Genomic DNA, 22,014 nt, shown 5'->3' on the forward strand with positions numbered 1-22,014 from the left:
TCCTACGGAGCGGAATATTATTTTTCGATATCGTGCTACAGACATACGAGTCCTACGGACTCGAAACTAAAAATACATTAGTAAACGTCTCGGTTAGGAGCCGAAAGTAAATAAATTTTAAGCTTTGGAATCGCATATTTATTTTTATTATCGGAACCAGTTTTTAGTTAGTTCCCATTGCATTTCAGGTTTTTATGCTCGCGATTATGCAATGAAAGCGACATAAAGAAATAATTTAATTACACTGAATGGAGGTTGCATATGAAAACAAAAATATTCTGGATTTTCGGTATCTTCAGAGTCTATCTCTGGGAATTATTATTTTCCTCATATTCAGGTCATTAAATTTGATAAAGGGAGAAAATATTATTGGGTTGGATACGCAGATACTTTTGAGTGTAGATTTCCCGTTGTTCCTATTGATTGTGGAATACATCATTTATACAAAGAACCAATCGTGATTTAAATAATTCGTAGATGTCCGGGGTATCTCACCGCGATTAAAGCATGCCGAGACGGGTAGCTGCCCCTTTTCTCTGAAATTTGCCTTTCAACTCTCTTATTTAGATATTAATAACTGAAGTTACGCAGGATTGACTTTTTGTCATGTTGAGCGAAGCGAAACATCTAAAAATAGCCTGAATTTGAGGTTTCAGATTCTTCACTTCGTTCAGAATGACTCTTTTGCGTAACTTCAGTTAATAAAAAAAATATTGTAGATCAACGAACTTCGTCGATTTACATTTATGAGAATGGATAATTTATAAATTAAACTTTTGTTGTGGTAGCTTGTAAAAACAAAAACTCTCTTATTATCAACGAAATCTTCTTCAGCATACAGGGCGAATCGACTTATGCCGGAAGACCTTGTGTCTTCGTCCGACTCACTTACTGCAACTTGCGCTGCACATATTGCGATACTGAATATGCATTTGAAGAAGGAACTGAAATCAGTATTGATGAGGTAATTGAGAAAGTTAAATCATACAATTGTAAGCTGGTAGAAATTACAGGCGGCGAACCGCTACTACAGGAAAATGTTTTACCGTTAATGAAAATCTTGTGCGATAAAGAATACGAAGTACTTCTTGAAACAAGCGGCACATTAAGCATCGCCGATGTAGATCCAAGAGTAAAGCGTATCGTTGATTTTAAATGTCCGGGCAGCGGTATGGAAAAGAAAAATTTCTGGGAAAATGTGCAACATGTGAAAAAAGATGATGAAGTAAAGTTTGTAATCGGCAACCGAAATGATTACGAATGGACGAAGGAAATGATGGGAAAATATAGATTAGCGGATAAATGTACAGTGTTAGTATCGCCTGTTTATGGGGCGATCGATTCGAAAGTCCTTGCTGAATGGATTTTAGAAGATAAGCTTGATGTGCGATTTCAACTTCAATTGCAGAAATATATTGGGTCGCCAGAAACGCGTGGAGTATGATGGAATTTTGGATTTTACCTGCCCGCCGGTCAGGCGGGGATTTTGGATTGTAGATTACTGACGAATAACGAACAACGAAAAAATAATAAACCACAGAAAACACAGAGGTGAGCACAGAGGACACAAAGAGTTTAAGACTATGTGTACACACCTTTGAGGCTTTTGTGCATTCTTTGTGATCTTTGTGTTAAAAAAATAAATTCGAAACAAGTAATGTAAATGTTGAATATCGAATCCGCCTGCGTCCCGTAAATCGGAACTTCGGCGGACAGGTGACGAACAACGAACAACGAATGACGAACAACGATAAACAATTAGCGGTGGTTTTAGTGAGCGGTGGAATGGATAGCTGCGTCACTGCAGCAATCGCAAACCAAAATTATGAATTGGCTTTTCTCCATATAAATTACGGACAACGGACAGAACGACGAGAGTTGAAAGCTTACAACGACATCGCCGACTTTTATAATGTTAATAAGCGGCTTGTTGTGAATGTTGAGCATCTGAAGTCAATAGGCGGGTCGAGTTTAACTGATGATAAGGTTCCGGTTGAACCAGCAAATTTGGGTCGGAGAGAAATTCCAACCTCTTATGTTCCGTTCCGTAATGCCAATATATTGGCAATCGCAGTAAGTTGGGCTGAAACGATAGGGGCAGTCAAAATATTTATTGGTGCAGTCGAGGAAGATTCTTCGGGTTATCCCGATTGCCGTCAGAAATTTTACGACGCTTTCAATAAGGTGATTGAATTAGGCACAAAACCGGAAACCAAAATTTCGGTAGAGACTCCAATTATCTATTTAAAGAAATCGGAGATCGTGCAAAAGGGAATTGAGCTAAACGCGCCGCTGCATTTAAGTTGGTCGTGCTACCAGCGCGAGGATGTTGCTTGCGGAGTTTGCGATAGCTGTGCGTTGCGATTGCGCGGGTTTAAACTCGCCGGCTTGGTTGATCCAATCGTGTATTAATTTCATTAGTTAGTTGTTGATGGTTTTTAAACCATAACTTGCAATTATCTGCTAAAACCAAATACTAATAACTCTATCTAATTTTCTCCGGAAAAAAGAAACGTTCCAGCTAAACGTTTCCACATTAAAACAATCTTACAACCCAAACATCAACGACACCGAAAGCATCAGCGAATTTATCGTGCGTGATTTCGAGATGAAATGGTCGTCGTTACCTATTCTGTAAAGCGGATCTTTATCGTCGTTCAACGACAGGTAAGCATCCATCGCCTGTTCTTTCAAAGGGTTTCTATCTCTATATTCTTTTCCAATAAGATTCATCAGATTGTAATGCAGTGCAACATCAATTGCCATCAGCGGATTTAGTTTCAACAAAACTCCAGCGTTTGCTCCCAAACCGATCCTCGTTGCCGATTCCATAGTTTGCTGGTCGGCTGGTAGGTTTGTTCCTTGAATGCGGAAGTTGCCGCTGAAATTATTCAAACTTAAATTTGCTCCTAAATACGGTGTTAATGGTAGAGCCGGCAGACCGAATGAAAACTCTGGTCCCACTTTTACGGTAAGAACCTTTTGACTTATATCGACTTTCCCCTTGTTGTCAATAGTAGCAACACCGCTGTTCTTCAACGAAGCATAGCCCAACTCGCCGACTAATGTAAATCCTAAAACGCCTGCCCGAACCTTACCGTGTAAATTCAACCCGTTCGATAACCCATAGGCAGTTCCTTTATAAAAATCTTGTGTAGTCCCTCCAAAATCACCGGCTGGCATTACCAATCCAACACCGACACCTGCCTGTAAAGTAATCTGAGAAAATAGAAAAGGAACGCAAATTACTAACGTTAACAACAAAACCTTTAATAAGTTTTTCATAATAAATTTCCTTTGATTTTTTTTATTTTACAGTGAAAATATCGGCAAAGTTGATATAATATGCAAAATTAAAAAAATTCATTTTATTTTCTTATATTGGTATCAGTTTTAACGGCCTAATTTATATAAAAAGCGAAAAGCTATGAAAAAACTTGAAATAAATATAGACCTATATACACCTCGGAAACTCAAGGAACTTGCCGAATTATATTATCAAGATATAAAAAATCGGGACCCAATTTTATTTAACCGTTTCGGAAACTACCGTTTAAATCCTCAAACGACAACACCGGTCGAAATATCGGGCGTCCTCATTTCGATGGCTGAACATTTGGATAATTTTATTGCGAGGTTGTTTAAAGTTGAAAACGAACTGGCAGTTTTTAAAAAATTCATTGAAGCCGAAAGTGATGTTGTATTCTTCAAAAAAGAATTCATACTTCGCCGTGCGTTAAAAAAGTGGGATGCGATAAAAGTTCGAACTTTGAATTTTAGTGAAATTGATTCTTTCTTGAAAAATATTCGCAATGCTGCTTTTGATAATTTCGATCGGGATGAAGAAAAAGCCACAGCCCGAATGGCAAAAACATTGGTTGAAATTGAAAAAGCTTACAAGCAAAAATTACAATTGGATGATTCACAGGTCGATGTTGTCTCAAAATTGAACCAAGTTTTTTCAGGCGAAGATGAAAAAGCTTTTACTGCAGTAACGATATGTTTGGAAAAACTTGAACAATGGTGCAGTAAAATCCATTTCACCTCCGATTTAAAAAACAGAGTGAAAGGCTGGACTTCATTCCGTTTACCTGAAGATATTGATTATGAAAAGTTGGTGCATTTCGAAAGCCATAAAAATGGAAATGGCTCTTTAGAAATAATGGTAGGAGTCGAATCCGAATATCGCAGGCGTGATGGATTCGATTTAACAGACCCGCGCTTTAATCGCCGCGATGTTGTTGCTGAAATTGATTACTGCATATTTTGTCATGATCGCAACAAAGATTCCTGCTCGAAGGGTCTGTTCGAAAAATCAGGAGAGTTAAAAACTAATCCTCTCGGCATTGAACTTTGTGGCTGTCCACTTGACGAAAAAATTTCCGAAGCTCACTTTCTGAAAAATCGTGGCAAGGCAATTGGTGCACTCGCAATGATTATGATAGATAATCCGTTGGTGCCCGGAACAGGTCATCGCATCTGCAACGACTGTATGAAGTCGTGCATCTATCAAAAGCAAACTCCTGTAAATATTCCACAAATCGAAACAGGAATTCTAACCGATATCTTAAATCTTCCATACGGATTCGAAATTTTCAGTCTACTGACTCGATGGAATCCAATTAACATTCATCAACCATTCAGCAAACCTTATAACGGAATTAACATTTTAGTTGTCGGTTTAGGACCTGCGGGCTACACACTTGCTCATTATCTTTTGAATGAGGGCTTCGGTGTCGTTGGTATAGATGGATTAAAAATTGAACCTCTCCCTAAAGAACTTATCGGCGACGATAAAAATACACCCCTTCCGATTTACGACATTAACGAACTCCGGAAACCTTTAGACGAAAGGGTAATGGCCGGTTTTGGAGGCGTATCGGAATATGGAATCACGGTTCGGTGGGATAAAAATTTCCTGAATGTAATTTATTTAACTTTGATGCGTCGGAAAAATTTTAAAGTTTTCGGAGGTGTTCGCTTCGGCGGAACTATTACAATTGAAGATGCGTGGAATTTAGGATTCGACCACATTGCACTTGCAACAGGTGCTGGTAAGCCGACAATTTTGAATATGAAAAATAACTTGATTCGTGGAATCCGTAAGGCGAGCGATTTCCTGATGTCGCTTCAGCTTACAGGCGCTGCAAAAAAATCGAGTATGGCGAATTTACAAATCGAGCTTCCCGCAATTGTTATCGGGGGCGGCTTGACTGCAATCGATGCTGCAACTGAACTGATGGCTTACTATCCACAACAAGTTGAAAAAACTTTAGAACGTTTCGAAACATTGATTGCGAAATTTGGTGAAGATGGAGTTTTAAAAATTTTCGATGGTGAAGAGAGAGCAGTGCTCAAGAAGTTTCTTGATCACGGGCGAAATGTAAAAGTTGAACGCGAACGGGCTAAACAAGCAAACGAAAAACCGGATTTCATAAAACTTGTGCGCAAATGGGGCGGTGTAAAAGTTTGTTACAGGAAAGGATTAACCGACTCACCCGCATACAAATTAAATCATGAAGAAATTATTAAAGGTTTTGAAGAAGGTATCGAGTTTATAGAAAAAATAAATCCACTTGAAGCAGTTCCCGATGAATTTGGGGTTATAAAAGAAGTGATTTTTGATAAACAAACAGAAGAAAACGGCAAGTGGAAAAGCACGTGCGAAATTATAAAGCTTCCCGCTCGAAGTATGTTGGTTGCCGCAGGGACGAGCCCGAACATTATTTACGAAAGAGAATTTCCGGATACTTTCAAAATGGATAAGTGGAAACAATTCTTTCAAACGCATCAATTATCTTCAGATGGAGATGCTGCGCTGCTTCCGACTGAGGATTCTGAAAAAGCATTCTTCACATCGTATAAGGATAATGATAAGTATATAACATATTACGGTGATAATCATCCCGCCTACGCGGGGAATGTTGTAAAAGCTATGGCTTCAGCACGGGCAGGTTATGAAAAAGTTGTGGAACTTTTTAAAAAAGAAATTAACGGATTAGATACTTCTTCCCAAAATGCGCGGGATGGTAAATGGAAAAAGTTTTCCGATGACCTCGAAAATAAATTTACTGCATCTGTCGTAAAAATTAACAGGCTGACATCTACGATCATCGAAGTTATCGTGTACGCACCACTCGCCGCAGAAAAATTCAAACCGGGACAGTTTTACCGACTGCAAAATTTTGAAGTTGATTCAAAGTGGATCGAAGGAACGCAGCTCACGATGGAAGGTTTAGCTTTAACGGGAGCTTGGACCGATGTAGAGAAGGGTTTATTAAGTGTTATAATTTTAGAAATGGGTGCCTCATCCCGATTGGTAGCTTCCTTGAAACCCGGACAAAAAATAGTCGTGATGGGACCGACCGGAACACCGACCGAAATACCGCAAAGCGAAAATGTTCTGCTTGCCGGCGGCGGATTAGGTAATGCTGTTTTGTTTTCTATTGCGAAAGCTTTACGTGCGAGCGGAAACAAAGTAATTTATTTTGCGGGTTACAAGTTCGGCGAAGATATTTTCAAACGGGAAGAAATTGAGGCTTCGACCGACCAAATTATCTGGTCAACTGATGCGGGGGCTGAAATTATTCCAAACCGTCCGCAAGATGCACACTTTAGAGGAAACATAGTTCAGGCGATAAAAGCTTATGGTGACGGAAAATTAGGCGAAGTTTTAATTCCACTTCCAGGCATCAACCGGATGATAGTCATCGGTTCTGACAGGATGATGGCAGCGGTCAAGGATGCCCGACACGGAATACTTGCACCATATTTTACACATCACATAGCAATTGGAAGTATCAACGCTCCAATGCAATGTATGATGAAAGAAGTTTGCGCCCAGTGTCTAATCCGACACGTCGATCCTGTAACCGGAACAGAAAAAAAACCTGTATTTACCTGCTTCAACCAAGACCAGCATTTAGATGAAGTAGATTTTCAGAATCTTAATTCACGTTTAAAAGTAAACAGTGTACTCGAGAAACTATCAAATAAGTGGCTCGATTATCTGATAGATAAACTTCCGATCGAAAAAATATAACATCAGTAATAATTCAAATATCATAAAAACAAAACATAAAATAATCCTATGAACTTTAATAAAATCATTCAAAGTCTCGTCCCGCGGCACGATAATTTTTTCAAACTTTTTGAAGAAGACGTTCAAAACTTAATGGTTGGCGGAAAATTGCTCGAGGAAGCTTTTCATTTCCCCTTAACAGAGGAGTCGAAAAATAAACTTCGCAAAATTGAAGACATCGAACATGAAGGGGATATGATAACTCATAGAATATTCCGTGAACTGAGTTCATCCTTTGTAGTTCCGTTTGACCGTGAGGACATCCACATGCTTACCTCATCCATAGATGATGTGCTGGATAATATTCAAGGGATTTCAAAAAGAATTTTTTTGTATGAAATAAACAGTTTCCCTGATGCAGGATTGCAAATAGTTCACACTTTAAATGAATCAATATCTGAACTTGGGAAAGCAATACCCCTTTTACGTGATATGGATAATAAAGATAAAATTCACGAAGCTTGCGTTCATATAAACAGTTGCGAAAACAAAGCCGACGATCTTTTTGAGCACGCAGTTGCCGATTTGTTTAGAAATTGTAAAGACCCGATTGAGCTGATTAAAATAAAAGAAATACTTGTTGGATTAGAAGTGGCAACCGACAAATGCGAAGACGCAGCAAACGCTATCGAAAGTATAGTCATTAAAAACTCTTAAGAAAGAATTCTATGCTCGAATTTACAATATTTATAATTCTTGTTGCACTTGTTTTTGATTTCTTAAACGGAATGAACGATGCAGCCAATTCCATCGCTACCGTTGTTTCAACAAGAGTGCTTTCGCCGAAGCTCGCTGTGTTATGGGCTGCATTTTTCAATTTCGCCGCGGCATTTGGTTTCGGTGTCAGCGTTGCAACAACAATCGGTAAAGGTATTGTCGATGTATCCATCGTGAATCACGAATTAATTTTATGCGCCCTGATAGGTGCAATTCTCTGGACTCATGTCTGTACTCATTACGGTTTACCGATAAGTGTTTCGCACTCGTTGATTGGTGGTTTAGCTGGCGCGGCAATCAGTAAAGCAGGTTTCACCGCATTAGTTTCTTACGGACTCACAAAAGTTGCCATTTTTATTATTCTTTCACCAATAATTGGAATGGTACTCGGTTTCTCATTGATGGTTTTAGTTATGTGGATATTTAAGAAAAAAAATCCTTCGAAAGTTGATAAATTTTTTAGAGTTGGCCAGTTAATTTCTTCTGCGGCTTTTAGTTTGGGGCACGGTACAAACGACGCACAAAAAACTATGGGTATCATAGCAATCTTACTTTATACCGGTGGTTACTTAGGCGATACATTCTATGTTCCTTTTTGGGTAGTAATTATAGCACACTTGACAATTGCTGCGGGTACGATGTACGGCGGTTGGAAAGTTGTAAAAACAATGGGGATGCGTTTAACCCACCTTCAACCGATGGGCGGTTTTTGTGCTGAAACTGCCGGGGCGTTTGTACTTATAGGAACTGCTATCGCCGGAATTCCTGTCAGCACTACGCATACTGTCGCTGGAGGAATTATGGGCGTAGGAGCTACAAGAAGGTTAAGTGCTGTCCGCTGGGGGCTTGCCGGTAAAATTGTGTGGGCTTGGATTTTAACTATTCCTATCTCCGGTTTGATTGGATATCTCACATTCGCTCTCGTCGACCCAATCTATAAACTGTTCTGATATTATTTCGATGACTGTAAATCTATCTCTGAAAGAAGTTTTAAAAAGTCGTACCAAAGTAAGCGACCTCTGTAAAAAATCAGATGATAGTTGGGTAGAATGTTTTGCATGCGGGCATAGGTGTAAAATTAAACCAGGCAGCGATGGGATTTGTAAAGTCCGTTTTAATGAATTAGGAAATTTATTCGTTCCGTTCGGTTACGTGAACAGTTTACAGTTAGATCCAATAGAGAAGAAACCTTTCTTTCACGCACTCCCCGGTTCTTCTGCATTAAGTTTCGGGATGGTTGGTTGCGATTATCATTGCAGCTTTTGCCAAAATTGGCTGACCTCACAAACACTTCGTGATCCACATTCTACAGCACGTATCGAAGAAATGTCTCCAGAAGATATTGTGATGTTGGCACATACAAATAAAGCAAAAGTTATTACAAGCACTTACAACGAGCCGCTGATTACTGTCGAGTGGGCGGTCGAAATTTTTAAGATTGCAAAACGCTATGGACTCGTAACCTCATTCGTGTCGAATGGAAATGGAACTCCTGAAGTTTTAGATTATCTCAAGCCACACCTAGATTTGTTTAAAATTGATTTAAAAGGATTCAACGATAAGCGTTACCGCGAGTTAGGCGGAGTGTTGCAGCACGTTCTCGATACAATTAAATCAGCATTGGAGAAAAATTTTTGGGTCGAAGTTGTAACTTTAATAGTCCCCGGTTTTAATGATACTGATGACGAGCTAAAACAGATTGCTCAGTTTTTAGTCTCAGTTTCACCCGATATTCCTTGGCACGTAACAGCATTTCATCCAGATTATAAGATGACAGACCGTTCGAGCACACCGGCAAAGACGCTTCAACGCGCATCGGAGATTGGAAAAACAGCGGGACTTAATTTTGTTTATGCGGGTAACTTACCCGGTAGAGTAGGGGGAGGTGAAAATACATACTGTCCTACCTGCAATCAACTATTAATTGAGCGGATGGGTTTTCGGGTGCTGCAAAATAATTTAGCGGATGGTTTTTGTGGGAAATGCAAGACGAGAATACCGGGATATTGGAAAATGAAGTAAGTAACAAACTTACTATTTCTGATACTGCTCAAACTGGGTATTGAAAAATTGTATGATTGAATCAATGGAAAAATGGAAAAATGGTTCATTGATACAATTGAGCCAATTTCTTGAAATCGGGAGGTAGGCTCTTTTGTTTTTTACCTTATTTCTGATTAACTTTAGCCAAATTTTTAACTAAACGAGTATAATTTATGTGCGGTATTGTAGGATATATTGGCTTTAGAGACGCTATCCCCATTTTAATGGAAGGATTGAAACGCTTAGAATATCGTGGATACGATTCGGCGGGGATTGCTACCATTTTCGATAACGGTGTACAAATTTATAAAAAAGCCGGAAAAGTTGCAGAGCTATCGAAGTACATAGAAGCAAACGGCATTTCTTCGCAAATGGGAATCGGGCATACACGCTGGGCCACACACGGCGAACCAAACAACGTCAATGCCCATCCACACACCGATTGCACCGAAACTATTTCGGTTATTCACAACGGCATTATCGAAAATTTTTCTACACTCAAAAAGAAACTTGAGCAGGAAGGGCACATCTTCAAAACTGAAACCGACACCGAGTCGCTCTCACATCTGATCGAAGAAATGCTCAAACATACGAACGATTTATTCACCGCAGTCCGGCTCGCACTTAACGAAGTAGAAGGCACTTACGGTATTGCAGTGATCTCGAAGAACGAACCAGATAAAATAATCGCTGCACGCAAAGGAAGTCCTATCGTAATAGGAATCGGTGAGAACGAAAATTTTATTGCATCTGATGCAGCCGCATTAATCAGCCACACGCGGCAGGTAGTTTATTTGGAAGATGGCGAAATCGCCTGTATTACAAAAGATGGTTTTTATACTAAAACAATATTTGATGAAGCAATTAAAAAACAGGTTGAAGAAATAACTTTCGATCTTGAGCAAATTGAAAAAGGTGGTTTCGATCATTTTATGCTCAAGGAAATTAACGAGCAGCCCGAAACTTTACGCAACTCAATACGCGGAAGAATTTTGAGCGACGAAGGTACTTCAAAATTAGGCGGGCTTAGCGAAATTACCGATGTCTTAATGAATGCACGACGATTTATTATTACGGCATGTGGAACCTCGTGGCATGCGGCTTTAGTCGGTAAGTATATGTTGGAACAATACGCTAAAATTCCGGTTGATGTTGAGTATGCCTCGGAGTTTAGGTACCGCGACCCTGTTATTTATAAAGATGATGTAGTTTTTTTAATAAGCCAAAGTGGTGAAACGGCAGATACACTTGCCGCTTTGAAAAAAGCAAAGTCAGCCGGGGCTCACGTTCTAGGAATCGTGAACGTAGTCGGCTCAACCATCGCACGCGAAAGTGATGCGGGAATTTATATTCACGCTGGTCCTGAAATCGGTGTGGCGTCAACAAAAGCATTTACATCGCAGCTTGCGGTTCTCTCGCTAATAACGTTGATGATGTCTCGCAAACGCGGCGGGATGTCGCAAGCCGACGGCCGGCAAGTCGTCCGCGAACTTCTGAAACTGCCCGAAAAGGTGGATAAAATATTAAAAGATATTCATCAAATTCAACAAATTGCCGATACATTTTATTTGCACGGAAACTTTTTGTATTTAGGGAGAGGTTATAATTTTCCGGTTGCATTAGAAGGAGCTCTTAAATTAAAAGAAATTTCCTATATCCACGCTGAAGGTTATCCAGCAGCAGAGATGAAGCACGGACCTATTGCTTTGATAGATAACGAAATGCCTGTTGTTGTAATTGCAACAAAGGACAGCACTTACGAAAAAATATTGAGCAACATACAAGAAGTTCGCACACGAAAAGGACGGATTATTGCAATCGCAAACGAGGACGACGACAATATTCATAAATTGGCTGAACACGTAATTCGTATTCCGCATACTTTAGATTTCTTGATGCCGATACTTTCAATAATTCCACTTCAACTGCTTTCATATTACATTGCAGTAAAACGAGGGTGCGACGTTGACCAGCCGCGCAATTTAGCAAAGAGCGTTACGGTCGAGTAATTACATCTGAAAAAATATTTTTTAAAAATAAATTCGAATAACAATAATGGAAAATTATGCAAAAGATTAAAGTACTAATTATGGGGGCTGCGGGACGCGATTTTCACAATTTTAATACTGTATTTCGTGATAACGAATTATACAATGTAGTCGCATTCACTGCTACTCAAATTCCGAATATCGATGGAAGAAAATATCCCGCTGAACTCGCCGGCAAACTTTACCCGAATGGAATTCCTATCCACCCAGAATCTGAATTAGTCGATCTCATCAAAAAACATAGTATCGATCAAGTCGTTTTCTCATACTCGGATGTTAATTTTAATTATGTTATGGAACGGGCTTCGATATCAATGGCATCGGGCGCCGATTTTATGGTGCTTGGAACACGCCGTACTATGATAAAAAGTAAACTACCCGTTATCGCAGTTGTTGCAGTTCGAACCGGTGCCGGTAAAAGCCAGACTTCCCGCAAAGTTTGTAAACTTTTACGTGAAATGGGCAAACGGGTTGTGGCAATCCGCCATCCGATGCCATACGGCGATTTGGTGAAACAAAAAGTTCAGAGATATGCAACACTCGAAGATATGAAGCGACACAACTGCACAATCGAAGAGATGGAAGAATATGAACCTCACATCGCTAGCGGAACAATTATTTATGCAGGCGTTGATTACGAAGCAATTATACGTGAAGCTGAAAAAGAAGCCGATGTTATTGTATGGGACGGCGGTAACAACGATATGTCGTTCTATAAAACTGATTTGACAATTACAGTTACCGATCCGCATCGACCTGGTCATGAGTTATCATATTATCCAGGCGAAACAAATTTACGTCTTGCCGATGTAGTCGTAATCAACAAAGTGGAGACTGCACTACCTGAAAATATCACAATCGTTCGTGATAATATTCGCCGCATCAATCCCGATGCAACTGTAGTTGAAGCTGCATCACCAATCACAGTCGACGACGAAAATGTAATTTTAAATAAGAGAGTTTTAGTAATCGAAGACGGTCCGACACTTACTCACGGCGAAATGTCGTACGGCGCCGGTGTGCTTGCTGCTAAAAAATTCGGAGCAGCCGAAATCATTGACCCGCGTCCTTATGCACAAGCCTCAATAGCTGATACTTTCAAAAAATATCCCAAAACAGGAACTCTATTACCTGCAATGGGTTACGGCGACGAACAGTTAAAAGATTTAGAAGAAACTATCAAAAGAACTCCTTGCGATTCTGTTATCATCGGAACTCCTATCGACTTGCGGAGAGTAATAAAAATTGATAAACCATCGACACGTGTTCGTTACGAGTTAGATGAAATTACACAACCCGATTTAAAAGAATTATTAACAAATTTATTGAAAAAATTTTAAAAGGATTTTAAATGGCAATGAAGAATAAATTTTCAGGAAGAGATTATATTTCAGTATTTGATTTTTCGACCGACGAAATTTGGAAGATATTTAAGCTTGCAAAAACTATGAAGGCTAATCCGAAAAAATATCGGAAATCGTGCGAAGGAAAAATCATGGCGTTGATTTTCGAAAAACCCTCGCTACGCACACGTGTAACTTTCGATGCGGGCATTAAACAATTAGGGGGCGATTCGATTTATCTTTCTCCTTTAGAAATAAATTTAGGTAAACGCGAATCGGTTTACGATGTAGCGAAAAATTTGGAACGAATGGTTGATGGAATTATGATTCGCACATTCGGTCATGATATTGCAACAGGGCTTGCCGAGAATGCCAACATTCCAATCATCAACGGGTTAACAGACCTCGAACATCCCTGCCAGGCGATGGCTGATTTTTTTACTGTGTGGGAATTCAATAAAAAATTAGAAAAAGTAAAATTAACTTACGTTGGCGATGGTAACAACGTTGCACATTCGCTTATGCTTGCCGCTGCACGTATCGGGCTATCAATATCGGTTGCAACTCCTAAAGGTTATGAACCGAGCCAACAAATTTTTGAAATGGCTCTTAAAGGCGCTAAGAAAACGGGAGCAAAAATTCAGGTTACAAACGATCCTTTCGAAGCAGTTAAAAATGCAGACGTAGTTTATACTGATGTGTGGGCAAGTATGGGACAAGAAAAAGAAGCCGAAGAGAGAAGGAAAATATTCTTACCATATCAGGTTAATGCTGAACTGATGAAACATGCGAAGAAGAGCGCACTCTTCTTGCATTGTTTACCTGCTCATCGCGGCGACGAAGTAACCGACGAAGTAATCGACAGCAAGAACTCGGTTGTATTCCAGGAAGCTGAAAACCGCTTACATGTTCAAAAAGCAATTATGCATGAATTGTTGAGGGATTAATGAAGAAAGTTGCTGTAATTGCTATTGGTGGTAACTCGCTTATTCGCGCAGGTCAACGCGGCACTATCGAAGAACAGTTCGAGAATGTAATTAAAACTGCAGAACAAATTGTGAAACTGTTCCAAGCGGGATACGATGTGATTATAACTCACGGAAATGGTCCACAAGTTGGCGCTCAGTTGTTGCGTTCGGAACTCGCAAGCTCGCAAGTTTACACACAACCGTTAGATGTGTGTGTTGCCGATACACAAGGTTCAATGGGTTATATGATGCAACTCGGAGTTCAAAACGAGTTAGCACATTATAATATTAATATTAGTGTGGCTACTATCGTAACACAAGTTGTAGTTGATAAAAACGACAAAGGTTTTGCAAATCCAAACAAACCAATCGGTCCCTTTTATTCGAAGGAAGAAGCCGATCGCAAAATAAATGAACTTGGGTGGAGAATGGTTGAAGATGCAGCCCGCGGTTACCGCCGCGTAGTTCCTTCACCACAACCGTTGGAAATTGTAGAATTAGAATTCATAAAGTCCTGTATAGAAAAAGATTTGATTGTGATTTCTTGCGGCGGAGGAGGAATTCCGGTGATACGCGAAAATTCCAAACTGAAAGGTGTTGAAGCTGTAATCGATAAAGACCGTGCTTCAAGTTTGTTAGCTTCTAAACTAAATGCCGATGTCTTCATCATTTCAACCGATGCTGAATATGTGTGTTTGAATTATAAAAAGTCCAATCAGATAAATTTAGAGAAAGTTACACTCGCAGAAATAAAGAAGTATTACAACGAGGGTCATTTCCCGCCGGGTAATATGGGACCGAAAATTGAAGCGGCAATGAGTTTTCTCGAAAACGGCGGTAGTGAAGTTGTAATTACATCGCCTGAAAAAATTGTAGATGCTGTTCAAGGTAAAACCGGAACTCGTTTAGTTCCATAATGGAGAAAATAGAATATGAAACCAAAACATATTATTGAATCGCAGCAGTTTAGCGTTCCGTTTATAACTGAATTATTTGCATCGGCACAGCGGATGGAAAAAATTGCGGCAAAAGGGGGGACGCAGGATTATAATAATAAAATAATGGCATCCCTTTTTTACGAACCTTCAACAAGGACTCGATTTTCGTTTGAGACAGCGATGCATCGTTTGGGCGGCAGAATTCTTTCTACCGAGAACGCTCAGGAATTTTCCTCAGCTATTCGCGGCGAAAGTTTGGAGGATACTATCAAAGTTATCAGCCATTTTGTTGATGCAATAGTTTTACGCCACAACGAAATCGGAGGGGCAAAACGTGGAGCCGAAGTCTCGTCCGTCCCGGTTATCAACGCAGGCGATGGTAAAGGTGGTCAGCATCCAACTCAAGCTCTAACAGATTTATTCACTATATACGAAGAAATTAAAACTATTGAGGGATTAAATATTGCATTAGTCGGCGACCTTGCACAAGGAAGAACTGTTCGATCGTTAGCCTATTTACTCAGCAAGTATGAGAGAGTAAAAATATTTTTTGTAGCTCCCGAAAAACTTCAGATACATGAAGATATTTGTAAACATCTCGACGAAAACGATATTTGGTTTACGAAAGAAAACGACCTGCGGAAAATTATCGGGGAAGTTGATGTTGTTTATCAAACACGCATCGAAAAAGAAAATCTAAAAGTAACCGAGGCTGAATATGGAAAAATAATGGAATCGTTTTATATAGATTCGAAAATGATGCAAAAACTAAAACAGAGTGCAATAGTTATGCATCCGCTTCCGCGTTTAAAGGAAATTTCGCCGGAAGTTGATACCGACAAACGTTCAGCATATTTTCGTCAGGCACAGAATAGTATCTACATCCGCATGGCGCTGTTAGCGAGTGTGATGGAAGGATAGTCTGCGGTTGGCAACGAGCAATTAGAAGTGCTTGTTTTTATCAATATTTTTCTTAATTTTAATGCGACATTTTATCAATTAAAGGACTCAAATTATGCGTTCTCATAAAAAACATCAACAATATTGGGCTTTAATACTCGGAGCTTCTAGCGGCTTCGGAGGAGCTACAGCAATTGAGCTTGCAAAAAATGGCTACAATATTTTTGGTGTGCATTTGGACAGGCAAGTAACGCTGCCTCAGGTAAAACACGTTATCAAAGAGATCGAAAAAGCCGGACGCGAAGCTGTCTTCTTTAATATCAATGCTGCCGATGCAATAAAACGGCAGGAAACTTTAGATGACATTCAGGAAAGATTAGCGAAAGGCGACGGTGGATTAGTAAAAGTTTTAGTTCACTCGCTTGCTTTCGGAACTCTCCGACCGTTTATAACAAAATCTCAAAACGATTCGATAACACAAGCACAAATGGAAATGACTTCGGATGTAATGGCTCACAGTCTTGTTTATTGGACGCAAGGGCTTGTAGCACGCGGATTATTAGCCGAAGGAGGTCGGATATTCGGTCTAACAAGTGCCGGTTCGAAGACTATAATTCCGAATTATGGTGCCGTATCAGCGGCGAAAGCAGCACTTGAATCGCACATCCGCCAGCTTGCTTACGAGCTTGGTCCTATGGGCGTTACAGCAAACGCATTGATGGCGGGAGTTACCGATACGCCGGCCCTCCAGAAAATTCCTGGAGCTCAAAAAATGTTAGAGGGTGCTAAATTAAAAAATCCACACGGGCGTGTTACCGTTCCTCAAGATGTTGCTCACGCAATCGCGATGCTTTGCAAAGACGAAAGTAACTGGATTTCAGGAAACGTAATTGGCGTTGATGGCGGAGAAAGTATTGTAAGTTTTTCCGGCGATAAAAGTTCACATATTATTAAGTAAAATTTTAAGGAGTCAGTTTAAGGATGTTTGAATTCAATTTTACAGAAGAGCAGTTAATGTTGCGCGATATGGTTCGCGAATTTACTAACAACGAAATAAAACCTATCGCATCAAAAATCGATCAAGAAGAACGTATCCCTCCTGAGTTGATTAAAAAAATTGCCGATCTTGGTTTGCTTGGAGCGGCTTTCCCAACTGAATATGGCGGCGGTGGTTTCGGCGAAGTGGGCTACTGTTTGATGCAAGAAGAAATCGGCAGAGGTTGTTTATCGACTGCAACATTTATTGGTGCTCATCAATCAATCGGAACAAATACTATTTATATAGGTGGCAGCGAGGAATTAAAGAAAAAATACATCCCATTACTTGCCGAAGGAAAAATGATTGGTGCCTTCGCTCTAACTGAATCGAAAGCTGGATCGGATTCGTTTAACGTCAGGACGACTGCAAAGTTAGATGGTAACGAGTGGGTTTTAAACGGCGAAAAAATGTGGATAACAAATGGCGGAATAGCAGATGTGATTTCTGTTTTTGCCCGAACTGAACGCGGCGTTACAGCATTTGCAGTTGAAACTAAAACTCCAGGCTTCCACGCACATCCTCCCGAAAAAAAGATGGGAATAAAAGGAAGTATCACAAACTCGCTTACTTTTGAAAATGTTAGAATACCAAAAGAAAATATAATTGGTCAGGAAGGACGCGGATTTTTAGTAGCAATGAAAACTTTGGATGCTGGTCGTCTCGGACTTGGCGCCGCCTGCATAGGCGCATCGAAAGAAGTTTTAGAACTTTCAACAAAGTATGCGAAAGAGAGAATACAATTCGATCAACCGATAGCAAATTTTCAAGGTGTTCAATTTATGTTAGCCGAGATGGGCACATTGATATATGCGATGGAATCAATCGTCTATCGCACAGCTGTCGATTACGATTTAGGCAAGCCTATTAGCAAGCAATCGGCGATTGTAAAACTTTTTTGTTCAGAAGCAGCCGATAAAATTATGGATTATGCAGTTCAAATACACGGCGGAATGGGTTATTCACGTGAACTTCCGATAGAAAGATTTTACCGCGACTCGCGAATAAATAGAATTTTCGAAGGAACAAGCGAAATTCAAAAAGGTATTATTGCACGAGATCTTCTTAAGAAAAACGGAGTTATGTAAAATAAATAAGGAGAAATAAAAATGTCTGTAAAAAATGGTAAACACCAGCATGCAAAAATCTCGCAACTCGATTCACTCATCGAAAAACTAAATTCTTTTTCAACCGATAATTATTGGGATTTGGGAAAATTTTTAGTTGATAAATTTTTGCCAACTGCTCTGAAGGAGGGAATATTTGGTGAGCAAGCAATGAAAATGCTCTCATCACAACCCGGTTGTAAATTCCCATACTCGATGTTAAAACAATGCCAACAGTTTTACACATATTTTCCCGATGTCGAAAAACGTCAGCTCGCCGAAATATTTTATTTCGATTTAGCTACGAAAGTTGATGACACAACAAAACGACGTGAGTATGAAAAGTTGGCTATCCAGAACAAATGGACGATATCAGATTTACGTAAGAAAATAAACGATGACGAGTTAGCTCGCCGTCAGGATGGAAAAACTAAGTATGGTTTCGATTTGAAGGAAAAAAACTTTTGGTCGTTTGATGCTGCCGATCCGCGTTTTGGAAAACCTAATTTTAAAGGTAGAATTCCCGGTCAAGTTGTTGCCAATTTACTTTTTTACTACACAAAACAGGGCGATTATTTAATCGATCCTTTTGCCGGCAGCGGAACATTTGGTGATGTTGTAGATACAGTCCCAATTTTTCAGGACAGAAAATACAAGATGTATGATATTGAGCCGACTGATAGTAGAATAATCAGAAATAATATTTTGCAAACAGGTATTCCGGAACAAACTATGAGCGTTGATTTTGTATTCATAGACCCACCGTCCGAGTTTTTTCCTCAAACCTCAGACTCATCGTTTATGATTTCGACCGCACAAGCTGAAACAATGCTGAAACTCAAAGGAGTAGTTCGTGAGACTTCCAGAATCTTGAAACAGGGCGGTCGGGTCTCTATGATTATCGAACCGACAATTGTTGGAAATGAAATGATAGATTTTCCCGGAGAGGTTTCAAACCTGTTCAAAGAATTCGGACTGAAGCAAATCGGGCAAGTTTATATGCCGCGTCGGTCTGATGCTTCGAAAGCAAATAAGTTCGGAGAAAAGGCAATGGTCTCGGAAATACGAGAAATATTAACTTTTGAAAAAATTTAATTGCCTTTTATAGCAATATTTCTTAAATTTAAGCCGTTCGGATGGACAGGTAGCTCAGTTGGTAGAGCAACGGCCTGAAAAGCCGTGTGTCGCCAGTTCAATTCTGGCCCTGTCCACTTAAAGTTCGCCAATATTTTCTAAAAGTGTTTGCAACTGCTAACAGTTCTGCTAACACTTTAGTAGAAGCAAAGAAATTTCTCACACCTAAATCCGCCACAAAACTAATCGAACACAAATTAACCGACCCCACCGAATTAACCCTATCTAAGTTCATGCCTCAATTTTTGGAATATGCACGGGCTAATTATGCTCCTACGACTGTTTTGCTCTATCAGGGAATAGTAAATTCATTCATCCGCATTATGGGTGATTATTCTATTAAAGTTTACACGATAACCGATGTAGAGGCGTTTATAGCTAAACGGTTGAAAGAAGTATCTCCCGTAAAGGTAAACATAGATTTTCGGACAATGCGTGCTTTATTTCAAACCGCTTGCCGCTGGAAGATGATTGATGAAAATCCTTTTCATAACGTTAAACAGATAAAAGTCCCTCAGGAGCGACCCACTTATATCTCGAGGGAAAATTTTAGCCAGCTTTTGAATTCGATTAATATTCCTTGGTTCAATATCGATTTAAAACGGCGTGTCATTTTTATTGAGAATACGAAAAGTTTTTGCATTAAGACTTCTAAACCAAGAATTATTCCGATGAACGACTGGGTGCATAAATTCTTATTACTACAAGGAGTTCCGGTTACATACGTCCAGAAAATACTCGGACATGCCAATGTTACAACCACATTAATCTATGCCCACCAAGCTGAAGAACATTTAAAACACGCTGTACAAAAGATCGATGCATTTATTTATAATTAGCAGATGTATATTTTATTCTGAGAGCAATAGTAGCAATTATTAATAGCTTCACTCTCGTGCATCATTACTATTGATACAGTATATTAACGGCACTTTAACGCTATAAGTGCCCTTAATATATTTGGGATAATAAAATTTGAGTCCAGTTATTCCCCTCTACTTGCTTTCTTCTCTAATATCTCATATATTCATACGATAATATTGAGTAATTAGCAAGTGATTACTTGCAAATTACCTGTAAATCTCAGAAATTTATACGGTATTTACGAGATAATGGCAATAAATGATAAGGACATACGAGTATTTTTTGAGTCTCATCCAGTTTTCACGATAGACGAACTTCGAGAATTCTATTCGCTTTCTCATAACAGTCGAGAAGCTTCAGATATAATCCTCTACAATAAGAAGATGGAACGAATAGGAAGGATAAAAGATGGTTTATACTTTTCCGTTCGACCAGGTCAAAACACTCAGCACACATCGGTCGATCCATATTTAGTTGCATCAAAGCTTGCACCCGACGCAGTACTTGCCTTTCACACAGCGCTTGACCTGTTGGGTTTTGCCCACAGCGTCTTCAACACTTATTACTATTTCTCAAATCGGTTCCGTCCGGCACTTCGGTTCCAGAATGGACATTTCCGTGCTGTCGTTACGCCCGAGAAGTTGCAAAAGAAATCAGAGGTAAATTTCGGTACCGAGAAAGTTGAGCGTCTTGGAATAAAGTTTTTTGTCACAGGGAAAGAGCGAACACTCGTGGAAGCTCTTGAGCGGCCGCAGTATTGTGGTGGCTTTGAGGAAATGTACCGCTCATTAGAAAAAATACCATATTTACAACCGGATGTAATTCTTCAGTATCTCAATCTCCGCGAGCAGAAGAATCTGTATGCACGAGTGGGTTTCTTTCTAGAACAGCACCGTGATGATTTTCATGTGGAAGAATCTTTCCTTGAACGCTTGGCTCGAGATATTCCAGTGCAACCGGTATATTGGATTTCGGATCGAAAAGGCGGCACCCTCGTAAAGCGATGGAATTTAATTGTGCCGGAAGCAGTGAAACATCGGAAGTGGGAAGAATTCTAATGTTTTCTAAAGAGTATCTTACAAAGCTTTCTGATAAGTCTGGGTTTCGCCACGATAGTTTACAAAAACAAATGATGCTTCTTGATCTATTGCGGGAAATAAATCGACATCCGCTTCTCAGTAAACAATTTGTCCTGAAAGGTGGTACCGCCATTAATCTTTTCTGGTTCCAGTTACCACGACTTTCGGTAGACATTGATCTCAACTATATTGGCAATCCGGATCGAGAAACGATGCTTAAAGATCGTCCTAAGTTGGAACAGGAAATGAAACGCCTTATTCAGTCGAGAGGAATTTCAGTAGAAAACGCTCCTGCTGATGAGCATGCCGGTGCAAAATGGCGGTTACGAGCACCAAGTGCCTTCGGTAGTGAAATTTGTATAATAAATTTGACCATTTTCCTCCGATACTAAATGATATCCGTTGGAAGATGATTGTAAACCAGGTTTAATACCATTACCTATTGGATAAATATTTCTTAAACCCTGATAATGGTCAACGTGCCTCATCCATAATAGATCACCGAATAAATTGTCATTTCGACTCCATATTACTACCCCATTACCACCAACGATTGGTGTAATGTCGCCGCCATAACAATTATCGTCAGATACTTGTATGATTGAACTAAACCCCATTCCGTAAATATCACCTCTTCGATAATAAACATGGCGTATGTAATTTGACGGTTCATCTTCCCAGACGAAGTAAAGCCATGGATAGTTATCAGCACAAATTGAAGGATTTCGAGCGTTACTGGATGTGTGAGATGAAATTA

At 39.7% G+C, this 22,014-nt stretch carries 19 protein-coding genes and 1 tRNA gene; 18 read left to right on the forward strand and 2 right to left on the reverse strand.

All coding sequences use genetic code 11. The features are described from left to right. Positions 1 to 781 precede the first annotated feature (781 nt). Positions 782 to 1,444, forward strand: a complete 663-nt coding sequence (locus QME58_10175; GenBank protein ID MDI6804196.1) for a radical SAM protein — start codon at positions 782 to 784, stop codon at positions 1,442 to 1,444. Positions 1,445 to 1,737: 293 nt separating this feature from the next. Beyond that, positions 1,738 to 2,412 carry a 7-cyano-7-deazaguanine synthase QueC gene (gene queC / locus QME58_10180; protein MDI6804197.1) on the forward strand — a complete coding sequence of 225 codons (675 nt, stop codon included), beginning with the start codon at positions 1,738 to 1,740 and terminating at the stop codon, positions 2,410 to 2,412. Positions 2,413 to 2,547: 135 nt separating this feature from the next. Here the strand turns inward: queC and QME58_10185 are convergent, their stop codons facing one another. Beyond that, positions 2,548 to 3,285, reverse strand: a complete 738-nt coding sequence (locus tag QME58_10185; GenBank protein MDI6804198.1) for an outer membrane beta-barrel protein — start codon at positions 3,283 to 3,285, stop codon at positions 2,548 to 2,550. A gap of 142 nt (positions 3,286 to 3,427) precedes the next feature. Here QME58_10185 and QME58_10190 point away from each other — a divergent pair, with 142 nt between their 5' ends. The 16 genes from QME58_10190 (at position 3,428) to QME58_10265 (ending at position 21,649) form a co-directional block, all read left to right on the forward strand. Further along, a complete protein-coding gene (locus QME58_10190; protein ID MDI6804199.1) occupies positions 3,428 to 7,042 on the forward strand; it encodes an FAD-dependent oxidoreductase in 3,615 nt (1,204 codons plus the stop codon). A gap of 48 nt (positions 7,043 to 7,090) precedes the next feature. Next, positions 7,091 to 7,738: a DUF47 family protein gene (locus QME58_10195; GenBank protein ID MDI6804200.1), complete on the forward strand. Its 648-nt coding sequence runs from the start codon at positions 7,091 to 7,093 to the stop codon at positions 7,736 to 7,738. An 11-nt stretch (positions 7,739 to 7,749) separates the two neighbouring features. Beyond that, positions 7,750 to 8,748, forward strand: a complete 999-nt coding sequence (locus tag QME58_10200; GenBank protein MDI6804201.1) for an inorganic phosphate transporter — start codon at positions 7,750 to 7,752, stop codon at positions 8,746 to 8,748. A gap of 10 nt (positions 8,749 to 8,758) precedes the next feature. Further along, on the forward strand, positions 8,759 to 9,820 hold the full coding sequence (gene amrS / locus QME58_10205; GenBank protein MDI6804202.1) for an AmmeMemoRadiSam system radical SAM enzyme: 1,062 nt from the start codon (positions 8,759 to 8,761) through the stop codon (positions 9,818 to 9,820). A gap of 194 nt (positions 9,821 to 10,014) precedes the next feature. Further along, the gene (gene glmS / locus QME58_10210; protein MDI6804203.1) at positions 10,015 to 11,850 is read left to right on the forward strand and encodes a glutamine--fructose-6-phosphate transaminase (isomerizing); all 1,836 of its coding nucleotides are present in this window, start codon (positions 10,015 to 10,017) and stop codon (positions 11,848 to 11,850) included. 56 nt (positions 11,851 to 11,906) lie between these two features. Then, the gene (locus tag QME58_10215; GenBank protein ID MDI6804204.1) at positions 11,907 to 13,229 is read left to right on the forward strand and encodes a cyclic 2,3-diphosphoglycerate synthase; all 1,323 of its coding nucleotides are present in this window, start codon (positions 11,907 to 11,909) and stop codon (positions 13,227 to 13,229) included. A gap of 17 nt (positions 13,230 to 13,246) precedes the next feature. Beyond that, a complete protein-coding gene (gene argF, locus QME58_10220) occupies positions 13,247 to 14,179 on the forward strand; it encodes an ornithine carbamoyltransferase (GenBank protein ID MDI6804205.1) in 933 nt (310 codons plus the stop codon). After that, on the forward strand, positions 14,179 to 15,117 hold the full coding sequence (gene arcC / locus QME58_10225) for a carbamate kinase (protein ID MDI6804206.1): 939 nt from the start codon (positions 14,179 to 14,181) through the stop codon (positions 15,115 to 15,117). The genes argF and arcC overlap by 1 nt, the downstream gene beginning before the upstream one ends. A gap of 15 nt (positions 15,118 to 15,132) precedes the next feature. Continuing rightward, positions 15,133 to 16,059, forward strand: coding sequence for an aspartate carbamoyltransferase (gene pyrB, locus QME58_10230; protein ID MDI6804207.1), 927 nt, complete (start codon positions 15,133 to 15,135; stop codon positions 16,057 to 16,059). A gap of 94 nt (positions 16,060 to 16,153) precedes the next feature. Continuing rightward, positions 16,154 to 16,996 carry an SDR family oxidoreductase gene (locus QME58_10235; protein MDI6804208.1) on the forward strand — a complete coding sequence of 281 codons (843 nt, stop codon included), beginning with the start codon at positions 16,154 to 16,156 and terminating at the stop codon, positions 16,994 to 16,996. Between the two features lie 23 nt (positions 16,997 to 17,019). Then, positions 17,020 to 18,162, forward strand: a complete 1,143-nt coding sequence (locus tag QME58_10240) for an acyl-CoA dehydrogenase family protein (GenBank protein MDI6804209.1) — start codon at positions 17,020 to 17,022, stop codon at positions 18,160 to 18,162. A 21-nt stretch (positions 18,163 to 18,183) separates the two neighbouring features. Beyond that, positions 18,184 to 19,275, forward strand: a complete 1,092-nt coding sequence (locus QME58_10245) for a DUF1016 N-terminal domain-containing protein (GenBank protein MDI6804210.1) — start codon at positions 18,184 to 18,186, stop codon at positions 19,273 to 19,275. Between the two features lie 43 nt (positions 19,276 to 19,318). After that, a tRNA-Phe gene (locus QME58_10250) sits at positions 19,319 to 19,391 on the forward strand. After that, positions 19,362 to 20,153 (forward strand): phage integrase N-terminal SAM-like domain-containing protein, encoded by a 792-nt coding sequence (locus QME58_10255; protein MDI6804211.1) that lies wholly within the window; start codon positions 19,362 to 19,364, stop codon positions 20,151 to 20,153. The genes QME58_10250 and QME58_10255 overlap by 30 nt, the downstream gene beginning before the upstream one ends. A gap of 273 nt (positions 20,154 to 20,426) precedes the next feature. Then, entirely contained in the window at positions 20,427 to 21,236 is an 810-nt protein-coding gene (locus tag QME58_10260; protein ID MDI6804212.1) for a hypothetical protein, read from the forward strand. Next, positions 21,236 to 21,649, forward strand: coding sequence for a nucleotidyl transferase AbiEii/AbiGii toxin family protein (locus QME58_10265; GenBank protein ID MDI6804213.1), 414 nt, complete (start codon positions 21,236 to 21,238; stop codon positions 21,647 to 21,649). Before QME58_10260 ends, QME58_10265 begins: the two co-directional genes overlap by 1 nt. Here the strand turns inward: QME58_10265 and QME58_10270 are convergent. Further along, on the reverse strand, positions 21,581 to 22,014 hold a 434-nt coding region (locus QME58_10270; GenBank protein ID MDI6804214.1), incomplete at its 5' end, for a hypothetical protein. The two genes, QME58_10265 and QME58_10270, sit on opposite strands and share 69 nt — an antisense overlap.

Source organism: Bacteroidota bacterium, assembly GCA_030017895.1.
GTDB lineage: Bacteria > Bacteroidota > Ignavibacteria > UBA10030 > BY39 > JASEGV01.

Coding starts and splice junctions, on each gene's coding strand:
- queC (MDI6804197.1), top strand. CDS start 1,738: ATGACGAACAACGATAAACAATTAGCGGTGGTTTTAGTGAGCGGTGGA.
- QME58_10185 (MDI6804198.1), bottom strand. CDS start 3,285: ATGAAAAACTTATTAAAGGTTTTGTTGTTAACGTTAGTAATTTGCGTT.
- QME58_10190 (MDI6804199.1), top strand. CDS start 3,428: ATGAAAAAACTTGAAATAAATATAGACCTATATACACCTCGGAAACTC.
- QME58_10195 (MDI6804200.1), top strand. CDS start 7,091: ATGAACTTTAATAAAATCATTCAAAGTCTCGTCCCGCGGCACGATAAT.
- QME58_10200 (MDI6804201.1), top strand. CDS start 7,750: ATGCTCGAATTTACAATATTTATAATTCTTGTTGCACTTGTTTTTGAT.
- amrS (MDI6804202.1), top strand. CDS start 8,759: ATGACTGTAAATCTATCTCTGAAAGAAGTTTTAAAAAGTCGTACCAAA.
- glmS (MDI6804203.1), top strand. CDS start 10,015: ATGTGCGGTATTGTAGGATATATTGGCTTTAGAGACGCTATCCCCATT.
- QME58_10215 (MDI6804204.1), top strand. CDS start 11,907: ATGCAAAAGATTAAAGTACTAATTATGGGGGCTGCGGGACGCGATTTT.
- argF (MDI6804205.1), top strand. CDS start 13,247: ATGAAGAATAAATTTTCAGGAAGAGATTATATTTCAGTATTTGATTTT.
- arcC (MDI6804206.1), top strand. CDS start 14,179: ATGAAGAAAGTTGCTGTAATTGCTATTGGTGGTAACTCGCTTATTCGC.
- pyrB (MDI6804207.1), top strand. CDS start 15,133: ATGAAACCAAAACATATTATTGAATCGCAGCAGTTTAGCGTTCCGTTT.
- QME58_10235 (MDI6804208.1), top strand. CDS start 16,154: ATGCGTTCTCATAAAAAACATCAACAATATTGGGCTTTAATACTCGGA.
- QME58_10240 (MDI6804209.1), top strand. CDS start 17,020: ATGTTTGAATTCAATTTTACAGAAGAGCAGTTAATGTTGCGCGATATG.
- QME58_10245 (MDI6804210.1), top strand. CDS start 18,184: ATGTCTGTAAAAAATGGTAAACACCAGCATGCAAAAATCTCGCAACTC.
- QME58_10260 (MDI6804212.1), top strand. CDS start 20,427: ATGGCAATAAATGATAAGGACATACGAGTATTTTTTGAGTCTCATCCA.
- QME58_10265 (MDI6804213.1), top strand. CDS start 21,236: ATGTTTTCTAAAGAGTATCTTACAAAGCTTTCTGATAAGTCTGGGTTT.